Source organism: Pseudomonas sp. Gutcm_11s, assembly GCF_028649395.1.
Classification (GTDB): Bacteria; Pseudomonadota; Gammaproteobacteria; order Pseudomonadales; family Pseudomonadaceae; genus Aquipseudomonas.
On sequence record NZ_JAQSUW010000016.1, the window covers coordinates 145171 to 158238 of the forward strand.

At 65.5% G+C, this 13068-nt stretch carries 12 protein-coding genes; 10 read left to right on the top strand and 2 right to left on the bottom strand.

The window, feature by feature from the left end; translation table 11 throughout:
* The first annotated feature begins 4 nt into the window (after positions 1 to 4).
* Positions 5 to 1693 carry an Hsp70 family protein gene (locus tag PTT45_RS16920; RefSeq protein ID WP_273814802.1) on the top strand — a complete coding sequence of 563 codons (1689 nt, stop codon included), beginning with the start codon at positions 5 to 7 and terminating at the stop codon, positions 1691 to 1693.
* Positions 1694 to 1706: 13 nt separating this feature from the next.
* Positions 1707 to 3587, top strand: a complete 1881-nt coding sequence (locus PTT45_RS16925) for a hypothetical protein (protein WP_273814804.1) — start codon at positions 1707 to 1709, stop codon at positions 3585 to 3587.
* Between the two features lie 217 nt (positions 3588 to 3804).
* Here PTT45_RS16925 and PTT45_RS16930 read toward each other — a convergent pair whose 3' ends face one another.
* The gene (locus PTT45_RS16930; RefSeq protein ID WP_273814806.1) at positions 3805 to 4416 is read right to left on the bottom strand and encodes a hypothetical protein; all 612 of its coding nucleotides are present in this window, start codon (positions 4414 to 4416) and stop codon (positions 3805 to 3807) included.
* Positions 4417 to 4557: 141 nt separating this feature from the next.
* The gene (locus tag PTT45_RS16935) at positions 4558 to 4977 is read right to left on the bottom strand and encodes a MerR family DNA-binding protein (RefSeq protein WP_273814807.1); all 420 of its coding nucleotides are present in this window, start codon (positions 4975 to 4977) and stop codon (positions 4558 to 4560) included.
* 61 nt (positions 4978 to 5038) lie between these two features.
* Here PTT45_RS16935 and PTT45_RS16940 point away from each other — a divergent pair, with 61 nt between their 5' ends.
* From PTT45_RS16940 to PTT45_RS16975, 8 genes are all read left to right on the top strand, one after another.
* The gene (locus PTT45_RS16940) at positions 5039 to 5668 is read left to right on the top strand and encodes a cation transporter (protein WP_273814808.1); all 630 of its coding nucleotides are present in this window, start codon (positions 5039 to 5041) and stop codon (positions 5666 to 5668) included.
* A complete protein-coding gene (locus PTT45_RS16945; protein WP_273814809.1) occupies positions 5658 to 5993 on the top strand; it encodes a DUF3703 domain-containing protein in 336 nt (111 codons plus the stop codon). Before PTT45_RS16940 ends, PTT45_RS16945 begins: the two co-directional genes overlap by 11 nt.
* Positions 5994 to 6349: 356 nt before the next feature.
* On the top strand, positions 6350 to 7792 hold the full coding sequence (locus PTT45_RS16950) for a cytochrome ubiquinol oxidase subunit I (protein WP_273814810.1): 1443 nt from the start codon (positions 6350 to 6352) through the stop codon (positions 7790 to 7792).
* A 3-nt stretch (positions 7793 to 7795) separates the two neighbouring features.
* Positions 7796 to 8803, top strand: a complete 1008-nt coding sequence (cydB, locus tag PTT45_RS16955; RefSeq protein ID WP_273814811.1) for a cytochrome d ubiquinol oxidase subunit II — start codon at positions 7796 to 7798, stop codon at positions 8801 to 8803.
* A gap of 13 nt (positions 8804 to 8816) precedes the next feature.
* On the top strand, positions 8817 to 8957 hold the full coding sequence (locus PTT45_RS16960) for a DUF2474 domain-containing protein (protein ID WP_043308962.1): 141 nt from the start codon (positions 8817 to 8819) through the stop codon (positions 8955 to 8957).
* A gap of 126 nt (positions 8958 to 9083) precedes the next feature.
* The gene (locus PTT45_RS16965) at positions 9084 to 9590 is read left to right on the top strand and encodes an RNA polymerase sigma factor (protein ID WP_273814814.1); all 507 of its coding nucleotides are present in this window, start codon (positions 9084 to 9086) and stop codon (positions 9588 to 9590) included.
* Positions 9587 to 10513, top strand: coding sequence for a FecR family protein (locus PTT45_RS16970; protein WP_273814818.1), 927 nt, complete (start codon positions 9587 to 9589; stop codon positions 10511 to 10513). Before PTT45_RS16965 ends, PTT45_RS16970 begins: the two co-directional genes overlap by 4 nt.
* A gap of 132 nt (positions 10514 to 10645) precedes the next feature.
* Positions 10646 to 13036: a TonB-dependent siderophore receptor gene (locus PTT45_RS16975; protein ID WP_273814819.1), complete on the top strand. Its 2391-nt coding sequence runs from the start codon at positions 10646 to 10648 to the stop codon at positions 13034 to 13036.
* The last annotated feature ends 32 nt before the right edge of the window (positions 13037 to 13068 follow it).

Here is a 13068-nt window from a genome sequence, read left to right on the forward strand (position 1 = left end):
CGGCATGATCGTCGGTATAGACCTTGGCACCACCAATAGCCTGGTTGCCGTTTGGCGCGATGGCGCTCCGCAACTCGTTGCCAATGCTCTTGGCAGCTTTATCACTCCTAGCGTGGTCGGTCTCGATGACGACGGCCAGGTACTGGTCGGTGAGGTGGCCCGCGAACGCCTGCAGACCCATCCACAGCTGACCACCGCGCTGTTCAAACGCTACATGGGTAGTGCCCATGAAGTGCGTCTGGGCAAGCGCAGCTTCCGCCCCGAGGAGCTGTCGGCGCTGGTGCTGAAGAGCCTCAAGGCGGATGTCGAGCGTGCCTTCGGCGAGCCGGTCACCGAGGCGGTGATCAGCGTGCCCGCCTACTTCAGCGATGCCCAGCGCAAGGCGACCCGGGTGGCTGGAGAACTGGCCGGCCTCAAGGTCGACAAGCTGATCAATGAGCCCACCGCCGCCGCACTGGCCTATGGCGTGCACCAGAGGGACGAAACCACCTTCCTGGTTTTCGACTTGGGTGGCGGCACCTTCGACGTCTCGATTCTGGAACGTTTCGAGGGCGTGATGGAGGTACGTGCCAGTTCGGGCGACAACTTCCTCGGTGGCGAGGATCTGGACGACGCGCTGGTCAAAAGCTTCCTCGACCAGCAGGGAACCGATCTGCCTGACGCCAGCCAGCCGCTGCTGCGCCACCGCCTGCGCCGTGAGGCCCAGCGGGTGCGCCATGCATTGGGTCAGGACGACAGCGCCACCTTCAGCCTGCGTGACGCGGGCCGCGAGTGGAGCGAGACCTTCACTCAGGAGCGCATGCGCCAAGTCCTTGAGCCCTTTCTCGAACGTCTGCGCGGGCCCATCGAACGTGCCTTGCGCGATGCAAGGATTCGCGTCGCCGACCTCGACGAGATCCTGCTGGTCGGCGGTACCACGCGTATGCCGCTGGTGCGCAAGCTTGTAGCCGGGTTGTTCGGCCGCTTCCCGTCCATGCATCTGAACCCGGACGAGGTCATCGCCCAGGGCGCGGCCATCCAGGCTGCGCTCAAGGCACGTGATGCCGCGCTCGACGAAGTGGTGCTCACCGATGTCTGCCCCTACAGCATGGGCATCGAGACGACCCATCAGCATGGCGAACGCATGGAGAGCGGCCACTACCTGCCGATTATCGAGCGCAACTGCGTGGTGCCCGTCAGCCGGGTGGAGCAGGTGCAGACGCTGCATGACAACCAGAAGCAAGTGTTGGTGAAGATTTTCCAGGGCGAGAGCCGCCTGGTGAGGGACAACATCTTCCTCGGCGAGCTGAGCGTGCCGGTGCCGCCGCGCAAGGCCGGCGAGGTATGCCTGGATATCCGATTCACCTATGACAGCAACGGTCTGCTGGAGGCTGATGTGAGCATCCCGCTGACCGGCGAGAATCACCGTCTGGTCATCGAGAACAATCCCGGTGTACTGAGCAAGGAGGAGATCGCCACCAAGCTCAAGGCCCTGGAAGGGCTCAAGGTTCACCCTCGTGAGCAGCAAGTGAATAGTGTGCTGTTGGCTCGGCTCGATCGCCTGTACCAGGAGTGCCTGGGCGAGATGCGCGAGTACGTCGACCGTCTGACAGGTGAGTTCCAGCGGGTGCTGGAGGGACAGGACGAGCGGCAGATCCGCGAGGCCAGGGTGGCGGTGAACGAGCGTCTGGATCAGCTGGAACGCGGGTTCTGACGGGGGGGCTGCCATGAACTGCTGGAACATTCTCGGCATTCGCGCCGATGCCGACGAGCGCACGATCAAGCGCAGCTACGCCGCCCTGCTCAAGGTGCACCGCCCCGACGAGGACCTGGATGCTTTCCAGCGTCTGCGCGAGGCTTATGAGCAGGCACTGGGCCTGGCGCGTCGGAGGGTCGAGCAGGATGAGGCCGAGGATGACATCGGCCTGGGGGACGTGCTCGAACGGGCAGTTGTCGCGCCCCTCGACCAGGACCTGCGGGCTCGCATCGACGCCAGCCTGGGCGACCTCGCGCCGCCAACCCTGGAGGCTGCTGCCATTCAGGCGCGTGACCAGGGCCAGCTGGCGCTGTTCGAGTGTTGCCTGCTGGGGCGCTGTCTGACAGACAACGAGCGCGGTTATGCAGCTGCGCACTGGGCGCTCACCTGCCTGCACTGGCTGACTCCCTGGCAGGAGCCTTCGCTGCCCGGTGACCAGCTCGACGCCCTGCTCAATCGCCTGCTGGCGACGGAGCTGCACGCGCTACACGACCTGCTGGCCGAGGGTCACGAGGCCGGCTTCCAGGAACGGTTGGAGGCCTTGTTCGGGCAGGCTTGGCTGCAGCCTTTCGAGCGTCGCAGCTATTTCAAGCGCCAGCTGGTCGACGTGCTGCTTGCAGTGCCGAGCTGGTCCGAAGAGTTCCTCCGGGACGTCATCGGTCGATGCCAGTGGGACGATGTACTGGCCCGCCAGGAGGGCTGGCTGCAGGAGTGGGACCAGCTCCTGCATCGTCTGGAACTGAGGGGCTTGCATGAGCGAATCAACAGTCGCCTGAACCTGCGCAAACCCGACAGCCCTCAGGCCAGGGCAGCCTGGCTACTGTTCAAGCCGCTCAGCAATGGTCAGCGCAAGCGCATGGTGGATAGCTTCACCGACAAGGATTGGGCCGGATGCCAGCTGCTGGAGGAGACACTGCAGCAGGACGCACCGGAGTTGCTGACGGAGCTGGCTCCGCAGGGTGCGCAGGATTGGCGCAGATGGATGCGTAGCAGCCAGTGGGAAGGGACGGGAGTCTGTCTTTGGCTGCTGTTGCTGGGGCCCATGTGGCTGGATCTCGTCGCGCGTGGCGGCGGCCTCGAAAATGCGGCGGTCTGGCCTGCTGTTCTTGCAGCCTCGACTATGTCCGCTCTGCTGGCCGGTGTTCTGGTGATGGGGCATCGGGCATGGAGTTATTGCACCAGTTGGCTGACTCGAACCGATGTGCTGATCAGTATGCTGCTCTTGCCCGCCTCCTTAACCCGCCAAGGCACCGGCGTCCTGATCATTCGCCATCTACTGCCTTGCCTCGCCATTGCCGGGGTTGTATCGATCATTGGAACGAAGGGAGCAAAAATTGATTGGCTTGCGGGAGTCTTGGCTGGACTCGTCGCGTTCGCCTACGTGGACTTCAACACCAAGGTCGGTCCATCTCTGGTGCTACTCCGGGCATATCTCGGTAGCTTCAAGCACTGGAACAAGGCACTGGTGCTAGCTGGCCTCATGCTGTTTGCCATGGCCGTGTTCTGGAGCATGCAGCAGCGCAGCACGCAGGTTCTGGGAAACCTGCCCGAGCGCTCTGTACCGAGTGTCAGCCAGCAGCGTGCCACGCAGAGCCCGCCGAGCCAGCCCGAGCGCTCTGTGCCGAGTGTCAGCCAGCAACGCGCCACGCAGAGCCCGCCGAGCCAGCCCGAGCGCTCTGTGCCGCGTGTCAGTCAGCAACGCGGCACACAGAGTCCACCAAGCCAGCCCCAGCGCTCCGTACCGCGTTTCAGCGGCAACCAAGGGCCTTTCGAACTCACGGTTCCAAAAACGGTGTCCTGCAATAGCACTCAGTACGGCGGGTGCGATTTTTCTGGTGAGTCGAACAAATAACGAATGGGAGGCGCCGCAGCCGGTGCTGGAGGGCCGCGCGGCCCTGACCGGTTTCGACTCGCTGCAGGAAGCCGAAGCGCTGGTGCAGGACTGGAATCGCTAGGCCAAAAACGAAGAACCGGTGAGCGCGGGGCGATCACCGGTTCGTCTGGGGCACTTCACGCGAACATCCTTCTGCAGTACGAGGAACGCCTGTTCTGTGGTGGCCGGCCTGGGGTCAGGCGACGGCCTTGCCTTGTTTGGTGTTGAAGTAGCCGCTGTCGGCAACGTCACGGCCTTGCTTGGTCTGGAAGTAGCCACTGTCGGCAACATCACGACCTTGCTTGGTCTGGAAGTAACCGCTGTCGGCAACATCACGGCCTTGCTTGGTCTGGAAGTAACCGCTGTCGGCGACGTCACGGCCTTGCTTGGTCTGGAAGTAGCCGCTGTCGGCAACATCACGGCCTTGCTTGGTCTGGAAGTAACCGCTGTCGGCAACGTCGCGGCCTTGCTTGGTCTGGAAGTAACCGCTGTCAGCAACGTCACGGCCTTGTTTGGTCTGGAAGTAACCACTGTCGGCAACGTCGCGACCTTGCTTGGTCTGGAAGTAGCCACTGTCGGCGACGTCACGACCTTGCTTGGTCTGGAAGTAGCCACTGTCGGCGACGTCGCGGCCTTGCTTGGTCTGGAAGTAACCACTGTCGGCAACGTCACGACCTTGTTTGGTCTGGAAGTAACCGCTGTCAGCGACGGTGCGGCCTTGCTTGGTGTTGAAGTAGCCGCTGTCGGCATAGGCGCCGGCGGACAGGGTGGCGGTAATCAGGGCGGTGGTGAGAAGAAGCTTTTTCATGATCGGTGACCTCGTACTGGGGGGTGGTTGAGGAGTACGGGGCCTATGGTCGTGGCTGACCCGCCCTGACGGAAGTCAGCCTTTTCCATAGTAGGAATCGATCTCGATAATGATTGAAGCAACCCTTGCCAGCGCTGCGTTTCAGCACGGCGGGTGGCAGCAGTCGCGCTCGTCGAGGGCCTCCAGCAGGCGGCAATGTTCGGCGTGGCCGCTGTGGCAGTCGGCCAGTTTGCTCAGTTCGGCGCGCATGTTCTGCAGGTCACGGATGCGTGCCTCGATGGCGTCCAGGTGCTCGCGGGCCATGCGGTCGGCCGCATCGCAGGGGCTCTCGGGGTGGGCGGCCAGGTCGAGCAGGCCACGAATCTCCTCCAGGCTGAAGCCCAGCTCGCGGCCACGGCGAATGAAGCGCAGGCGTCGCACATCGACTGTCTGGTAGTGGCGATAGCCCGAGGGGCTGCGCTGTGGGGCCGGCAGCAGCCCGCTACGCTCGTAGAAACGGATGGTTTCCAGGTTGACGCCGCTGTCGCGGGCCAGCACACCGATGGTGATGGGCTTGCTCATGTTGACTCCGTAGCGACTACAGGGTTTAGCCTAGTCTGCACCTGGAACGAGGAGATGCCAAATGGGTGCTCACTGCTGCAATCACGACACCGGCCCCGCGCACAACGACGGGCGCTACCGGCGCATTCTGTGGATCGCGCTGCTGGTCAACCTGGCGATGTTCGCCGTGGAGATAGGCGCGGGCCTCAAGGCCGGTTCGGTCTCGCTGCTGGCCGACTCGCTGGATTTCCTCGGCGACTCCGCCAACTACGCCATCAGCCTCTGGGTACTGGGCATGGCCCTGACCTGGCGGGCACGTGCCGCGCAGCTCAAGGCGGCGAGCATGCTGGCATTCGGTATCGGCGTACTGGGCGCGGCGCTCTGGCACTGGTGGCAGGGCGAGGTGCCGAGCGCGCCGACCATGGGCGTGGTGGGCACTCTGGCGCTGCTGGCCAACCTCGGCGTGGCGGTGCTGCTGTATGCGTACCGCGAGGGCGACAGCAATATGCGCAGCGTCTGGCTGTGCACCCGCAACGACGCCCTCGGCAACCTGGCCGTGCTGGCCGCGGCGCTGGGCGTGTTCGGCACCGGCAGCGCCTGGCCTGACCTGATCGTCGCCAGCATCATGGCGACCCTGGCCATCAGTGCCGCGATCCAGGTGCTGCGCCAGGCCGATGGCGAGCTGAAGGACGGTCACGGCCATGCGCACTGAACTGGAAGCCGCACTGCAGCAGGCCTTCGCCGAGGCCAAGGCTTCGCTGAAACGGGGCGAGCCCGCGGATGCGCTGATCTGGCTGGAGCGCGCGCACATCCTCAGCCAGCGCATGCCACTGCGCCATGCGCGTGCACACTGGCTGATGCTGCGGGCCGGCTGGGCCCTGCGCGATTGGCGCGAGGTGGCGGGGCAGTTGCCGCGCATCCTCGCCGCGCTGCTGTTCTCGCTGATCTGGGTGCCGCTGGGCAACAGTGGCCGGGCGCGGGTCAGCGCGTTCCGTCCCATGCCGCTCAGCGACGAGATGCGCCGGCTACTGGGCTGATGCGACCCCGCGCCTCCTCGCGCGGGTATCCGGCGGACGGCGCAGCGACAGTCCGCCACAGTGGCAATCCACCGCAGTGGCAATCCACCACAGGGTTGCGCCGATTGCGCCGCGCTACTCTTCGATTGTCTCTTGATCTGGGTCAATGACCGGCTCGGGACGGCATGCTGGCTGTCTTGGCCGGCGGCGCGCGACGCCCCCATTTCATAAGAACAATTTTCCAACAGCGGACTCCAAAAAACCTGGAGCCGCCGGACGGTCTGCAGGCATCACCAGCCCGCGAGTCGAGTTCTGGCTCACGCGGTGCGGGTTCGACGCATTGTCAGCCGCGGATACAACCTGACCGAGGAAGTCCCATGTTCGGCTTAGAAGCCCTGGACCTGGCGCGAATACAGTTCGCCTTCACCATCTCGTTCCACATCATCTTCCCGGCCATCACCATCGGTCTCGCCAGCTATCTGGCGGTGCTCGAAGGGCTGTGGCTGAAGACCGGTCAGGAGGTCTACCGCGACCTCTATCACTTCTGGTCGAAGATCTTCGCCGTCAACTTCGGCATGGGCGTGGTTTCCGGCCTGGTCATGGCCTACCAGTTCGGTACCAACTGGAGCGCCTTCTCCGACTTCGCCGGCTCGGTCACCGGGCCGCTGCTGGCTTATGAGGTGCTCACCGCATTCTTCCTCGAGGCCGGCTTCCTCGGCGTCATGCTGTTCGGCTGGAACCGCGTCGGCCCCGGCCTGCACTTCTTCTCCACGGTGATGGTGGCGGTCGGCACGCTGATCTCGACCTTCTGGATCCTTGCCTCCAACAGCTGGATGCAGACCCCGCAGGGCTTCGAGATCGTCGATGGCCGGGTGATCCCCACCGACTGGTTCGCCGTGGTGTTCAACCCCTCGTTCCCCTATCGCCTGATGCACATGGCCACCGCGGCGTTCCTCGCCACGGCCTTCTTCGTCGGCGCATCGGCGGCCTGGCACCTGCTGCGCAAGCGCGACAACCCGGCGATCCGTCAGATGCTGTCGATGGCCATGTGGATGGCGCTGATCGTCGCGCCGATTCAGGCGGTGATCGGCGACTTCCATGGCCTCAACACCCTGGAGCATCAGCCGGCGAAGATCGCCGCCATCGAGGGCCACTGGGAGAACCCGCCCGGCGAGGCCACCCCGCTGATCCTGTTCGGCTGGCCGGACATGGAACGCGAGGAGACCCGCTTCAAGGTGGAGATTCCCTACCTCGGCAGCCTGATCCTGACCCACAGCCTGGACAAGCAGGTGCCGGCGCTGAAGGAGTTTGCCAAGGAAGACCGGCCCAACTCGACCATTGTGTTCTGGTCGTTCCGCATCATGGTCGGCCTGGGCATGCTGATGATCCTGGTCGGCGTGTGGAGCCTGTGGCTGCGCCTGCGCGGCCGGCTCTTCACCTCGCGGCCGTTCCTCCTGCTGGTGTTGTGGATGGGCCCGTCCGGGATACTGGCGATCCTCGCCGGCTGGTTCACCACCGAGATCGGTCGCCAGCCCTGGGTGGTCTACGGCCTGATGCGCACCGCCGATGCCTCCTCCGGGCATAGCGTGGCGCAGATGGGGCTGACCCTGGTGATGTTCGTGGTGGTGTATTTCGCCGTGTTCGGCGCGGGCTTCAGCTATGTCATGCGCCTGGTGCGCAAGGGCCCGATCACCAACGAAGGCAAGGAGCAGGGCATCGGTGGCCCTGGCCAGCAACGCACTCCGGCACGGCCGATCTCGGCCGCCGACGAGGGCATGGAAGACGACGACAGCAAAGACGAGCTGGGCGAGAGGAACTGAACCATGGGCATCGACCTTTCACTGATCTGGGCCGTCATCATCGTCTTCGGCGTGATGATGTATGTGGTGATGGATGGCTTCGACCTGGGCATCGGCATCCTCTTCCCGTTCGTGCCGGACAAGGGCGAGCGCGACATCATGATGAACACCGTGGCGCCGGTCTGGGATGGTAACGAGACCTGGCTGGTGCTCGGCGGCGCTGGCCTGTTCGCGGCCTTCCCGCTGGCCTACTCGGTGGTCCTCAGCGCGCTGTACCTGCCGCTGATGTTCATGCTCATCGGCCTGGTGTTCCGTGGCGTGGCCTTCGAGTTCCGCTTCAAGGCCAAGGACCACAAGCGGCACATCTGGGACAAGGCGTTCATCGGCGGTTCGCTGATGGCGACCTTCTTCCAGGGCGTGGCGCTGGGCACCTTCATCGAGGGCATCCCAGTGGAGAACCGCGCCTTCGCCGGGGATTCGCTGAACTGGCTGGCGCCGTTCCCGCTGTTCAGCGGCCTGGGCCTGGTCGCCGCCTACGCGCTGCTCGGCTGCACCTGGCTGATCATGAAGACCGAAGGCCGCCTGCAGCGGCAGATGCACGACATGGCGCGGCCGCTGGCGCTGGTGCTGCTCGGCGTGATCGGCATCGTCAGCATCTGGACCCCGCTGTCGCATGACGCCATCGCCCAGCGCTGGTTCAGCATGCCCAACCTGTTCTGGTTCATGCCGGTGCCGCTGCTGGTGCTGGTGACCTTCTTCTACCTGCTGCGCTCGGTGGCCAACGACGACGACATCAAGCCGTTCGTGCTCACCCTGATCCTCATCTTCCTCGGCTACAGCGGCCTGGGCATCAGCCTGTGGCCGAACATCGTGCCTGGTTCGCTGACCATCTGGGAGGCTGCCGCGCCACCGCAGAGTCAGGGCTTTGCCCTGGTCGGCGCGCTGTTCATCATCCCGTTCATCCTGATGTACACCGCGTGGAGCTACTACGTGTTCCGCGGCAAGGTCACCCCCGAACATGGCTACCACTAGAGGCGGGCACGCGATGGATAACGTCGAGAAGAAACCACTGTGGCAGCGCCTGGGCTGGCTGGTGCTGATCTGGAGCGCCAGCGTGCTGGCGCTGGGCGCGCTGTCCTACCTGCTGCGCCTGTTCATGAATGCGGCAGGTTTGAGCACGCCGTAACGGCCACCGTCGCCCGGCCGTGGTGCGGTCGGGCGAGGTGCGTTGGTCTGCCGATAATCGGCAGCAATTGAAAGTTGTTCTCAGTGGATATATTTTCGCGTCCTTCGCGAGATGTAAGAGTCTGCTGTGTCCGCGCCCACCGATCCCCATTCTGCCGACGGCCAGTTCGAGAGCCACTCCGCCGAACTGCTGCGTTTCCTTACGCGGCGGGTTAAGTGCGCGGAACTGGCGGCCGACCTGCGCCAGGAAACCTGGCTGCGTTTCCGCCGGCGTGAATCGGGCGAGGAGATCGGCAACCTGCGCGCCTTTCTCTACCGCATCGCGCGCAACCTGATCATCGACCACCACCGCCAGCAGGAATCACGACCGATCGAGGAGGAAATCTCCACCGAACTGGTCAGCGCCCAGCCGGGGCCGGAGCGCGCGGCTAGCGATGCCCAGCGCCTGGAGCAATTGCAGCGTGTGGTGCAGGACCTGCCGCCGCACCTGCGCCAGGCGCTGTTGTGGAATCGCCTGGACGGGCTGACCCAGCGCGAGATCGGCGAGCGCCTGGGTGTCTCGGAAAGCATGGCCGGACGCTATATCCTGAAGGCCCTCGAACACTGCCAGCAGCAGATGGACCCGCAGCCGTGACCCACTCCTCGCTCCTCGACCAGGCCCGGCAATGGCAGGTGCTGCTGCATTCCGGCCGCGCCACCGCCGCCGACCGCGACGCCGTGCAGGCCTGGCGCCAGGCCGCGCCCGAGCACGAGCAGGCGCTGCGCGAGGTGGAAGGGCTGTGGGCGCAGCTCGGCCAGATCGAGCGCCCGTCCGAGCTGCCGCAGGTGCGCACAGTGCGCCGCCAGAGGCGCTGGGCGATTCCACTGGCCAGCGCGGCCGTGCTGCTGCTCGCCCTGTGGTTGCCGCAGGGCACCTGGGTCGGCCTGTATGCCGATGTCAGCACCCGGCCTGGCGAGGTGCGCGAGCTGCGCCTGGAGGACGGCTCGCTGCTGACCCTCAACGGCGACTCGGCGCTGGACTGGCAGATCGTCGACGGTCGTCGCGAGGTCAAGTTGTACCGCGGCGAGGCGGACTTCCAGGTCGCTCATGACCCGGCGCGGCCGTTCACGGTCAGTGCCGGCGAGGCGCATATCCGCGTCACCGGCACGCGCTTCGATGTGCGCCTGGAGGAGGGCGGCGTCGACCTCGCGGTGAGCGAGGGACGAGTGCTGGCCTCCAGCGCGGGCCGCGAGCCACAGCCGGTGGTGGCTGGCCAGCAGGTGCAGTGGCGCGCCGGTGAACTGCAAGCCGTGCAGGCACTGGACGCGCGGCAGCGCCTGGCCTGGCAGCGCGGCAAGCTGGTGTTCCGTGACCGGCCTCTGGAGCAGGTGTTCGCCGAGCTCGAGCGCAGCCAGGCCACGCGTGTGCTGTTCGTCGACGATGCGGCGCGGGCCCTGCAGGTGACCGGGGTGTTCGCCCTGGACGATCCGCAGGCGGTTCTGCGCGCCGTCGAGACCACCCTGCCGGTGCGCCTGGTGCGTCTGCCGGGGCTGATCCTGGTCGCCTCGCGCGGTTAGAAGCCCCGCCACGCCTGGGCTGGCGAGCGAACAGAAAATATTTTCATGGTGTGGTTCAGAAACCAGACGCGCTTTCGTCTTCTGTCCCTGCAAATGCGACTTCTTCGCATGAAATAGCCAAGGACACCCAGCATGCGGTCGATCTCTTACTTCCCGGCACTCGCCGCCCTTCCCCTGGCACTCGCCGCCGCTCACGCGCAGGCGGTCGAGCTCGACGTGCCGGCCCAGCGCCTCGACGCGGCCCTGACCGACTTCGCCGAACAGGCCGATGTGCGTCTGCTGTATGACGCCGGCCTGACCCGCAGCAGTGGCGAGGCCCCGGCGCTGAAGGGCGACTACTCGGTGAGCGAGGGGCTGCAGCGCCTGCTGCAGGGCAGCGGTCTGACCTTCCAGGTTGGCGCCGACGGCACCGTCACCCTGGTGCCGCTGCCAGCCGCACAGGGCGCGGTGGAGTTGGGTTCCAGCACCATCAGCGGCGTCGCCGACGGTCGCAGCGACCTGCCGGGCGAGTATGCAGGCGGCCAGGTGGCCCGTGGCGCACGCATGGGCATGCTGGGCAATCAGGACATGCAGGACGTGCCGTTCAGCTTCAGCAGCTACACCTCCGACCTGATCGAGAACCGCCAGGCGCAGAGCCTGGGCGACGTGCTCAACAGCGATCCGGCGGTGCGCCAGTCCTACGGCTTCGGCAACTTCGCCCAGGTCTTCGTGGTGCGTGGCTTCCAGTTGTACACGGATGACATCGCCTTCAACGGCCTGTACGGCATCCTGCCGCGGCAGATCATTTCCACCGAGTCGGTCGAGCGGGTCGAGGTGTTCAAGGGCGCCAACGCCTTCCTCAATGGCTTCGCGCCGGGCGGCAGCGGCATCGGCGGCGCGATCAACGTGGTATCCAAGCGTGCCGAAGACACGCCCACCCGCAGCGCGACCCTGGACTACGCCAGCGACAGCCGCGTGGGCGGCCATGTCGACCTGGGCCAGCGCTTCGGCGAGGACAATCGCTTCGGCGTGCGCGTCAACTTGGCCCAGCGCGAAGGCGAGACCAGCGTCGATGACGAAAGCAGCCACTTCACCCTGGCCGCCTTCGGCCTGGACTTTCGCGGCGAGCGCCTGCGCCTCTCCACCGACTTCGGCTACCAGAAGCAGCGCGTCAACGAGGGCCGCTCCCCGGTTTATCTGACCGTGGGCCCGGCGCTGGGCGGCAAGATTCCGGACGCCCCGGACTCGAAGACCAACTACGCCCAGCCCTGGAGCTGGTCGCAGCTCGAAGACACCTACGCGATGTTCAACGCCGAGTACGATCTCAGCGACAACTGGACTGCCTACCTGGCTGCTGGCGGCAAGTACACGCGCGAAAACGGCATCTACGGCTCCTCCTACATCTATAGCTCGAGCGGCGCGACCCGCATCGGTCGCCTTTACTCGCCGCTCGACCAGGAGACCATCAGCACCGCCGCCGGCCTGCGTGGCAACCTGGTCACCGGCCCGGTCAGCCACCAGCTCAATCTGGCGTACAACGGCCTGTGGCAGGAGAAGCGCAACGCCTACGAGTCGACCCTGGCGGCCAATCGCCGCTTCGGCAATCTCTACGACCCGGTGGTCGTGGCGCCGCCGCCCGCGAATACCAAGGCCGGCGACATCAACGATCCGGACACCACCGCCAAGGTAGCGACGCGCAGCGTGGCGATCTCCGACACCCTGGGCTTTCTCGATGACCGCATCCTGCTGACGCTGGGTGCGCGCCACCAGACCGTCGGCTCGGATGCCTGGAGCGCCCTCAATGGCGCGCGCACCGCCAACTATCAGGAGAGCATCACCACGCCGGCCTATGGCCTGGTGATCAAGCCGACCGAGTACCTGTCGCTGTACGCCAACCGCATCGAATCGCTGCAGCAGGGGCAGACGGCGCCGAACACCGCCAACAACCCCGGTGAGATGTTCGCGCCCTACCGGGCCAAGCAGACCGAGGCCGGCATCAAGCTGGACTGGGGCACCTATGGCGGCGGCCTGGGTATCTACGAGATCGAGCTGCCGCAGGGCGTGCTCGGTAGCGACAACACCTACCGGGTCGACGCGCAGCAGCGTAACCGTGGTGTGGAGCTGAACCTGTTCGGCGAACCGCTGGCCGGCCTGCGCGTGATCGCCGGCGGCACCTGGATCGACTCCGAACTCACTGGCGGCGCCAGTGGTACCGAGGGCAAGCGCGCGGTGGGTGTGCCGGAATTCCAGTTCAACCTGAGTGCCGACTGGGATGTGCCGGGCGTGCAGGGCCTGGCGCTCAACGGCATGCTGCTACGCACCGGCGGGCAGTACTACGACACGGCCAACATCTACAGCATCCCGGCCTGGACCCGCGTCGATCTGGGCGCCCGCTACGCCTTCGAGGTCGAGCAGCGTGAAGTGACCCTGCGGGCTGGCGTGGAGAACGTCGCCGGCAAGGACTACTGGGCCTCGACCAACGGCGGCTACCTGACCCAGGGCGCGCCGCGCACCTTCAAGGTGTCGGCTACCGTCGACTTCTGAGTCGCGTTGCCACATGAAAAAGGGCGCCCGCT

What these genes read in the sequence shown, in the direction of transcription:
- PTT45_RS16930 (WP_273814806.1), bottom strand. Translation starts at nt 4,416, where the DNA reads ATGAAAAAGCTTCTTCTCACCACCGCCCTGATTACCGCCACCCTGTCC.
- PTT45_RS16950 (WP_273814810.1), top strand. Translation starts at nt 6,350, where the DNA reads ATGTTCGGCTTAGAAGCCCTGGACCTGGCGCGAATACAGTTCGCCTTC.
- cydB (WP_273814811.1), top strand. Translation starts at nt 7,796, where the DNA reads ATGGGCATCGACCTTTCACTGATCTGGGCCGTCATCATCGTCTTCGGC.
- PTT45_RS16920 (WP_273814802.1), top strand. Translation starts at nt 5, where the DNA reads ATGATCGTCGGTATAGACCTTGGCACCACCAATAGCCTGGTTGCCGTT.
- PTT45_RS16960 (WP_043308962.1), top strand. Translation starts at nt 8,817, where the DNA reads ATGGATAACGTCGAGAAGAAACCACTGTGGCAGCGCCTGGGCTGGCTG.
- PTT45_RS16940 (WP_273814808.1), top strand. Translation starts at nt 5,039, where the DNA reads ATGGGTGCTCACTGCTGCAATCACGACACCGGCCCCGCGCACAACGAC.
- PTT45_RS16945 (WP_273814809.1), top strand. Translation starts at nt 5,658, where the DNA reads ATGCGCACTGAACTGGAAGCCGCACTGCAGCAGGCCTTCGCCGAGGCC.
- PTT45_RS16925 (WP_273814804.1), top strand. Translation starts at nt 1,707, where the DNA reads ATGAACTGCTGGAACATTCTCGGCATTCGCGCCGATGCCGACGAGCGC.
- PTT45_RS16935 (WP_273814807.1), bottom strand. Translation starts at nt 4,977, where the DNA reads ATGAGCAAGCCCATCACCATCGGTGTGCTGGCCCGCGACAGCGGCGTC.
- PTT45_RS16975 (WP_273814819.1), top strand. Translation starts at nt 10,646, where the DNA reads ATGCGGTCGATCTCTTACTTCCCGGCACTCGCCGCCCTTCCCCTGGCA.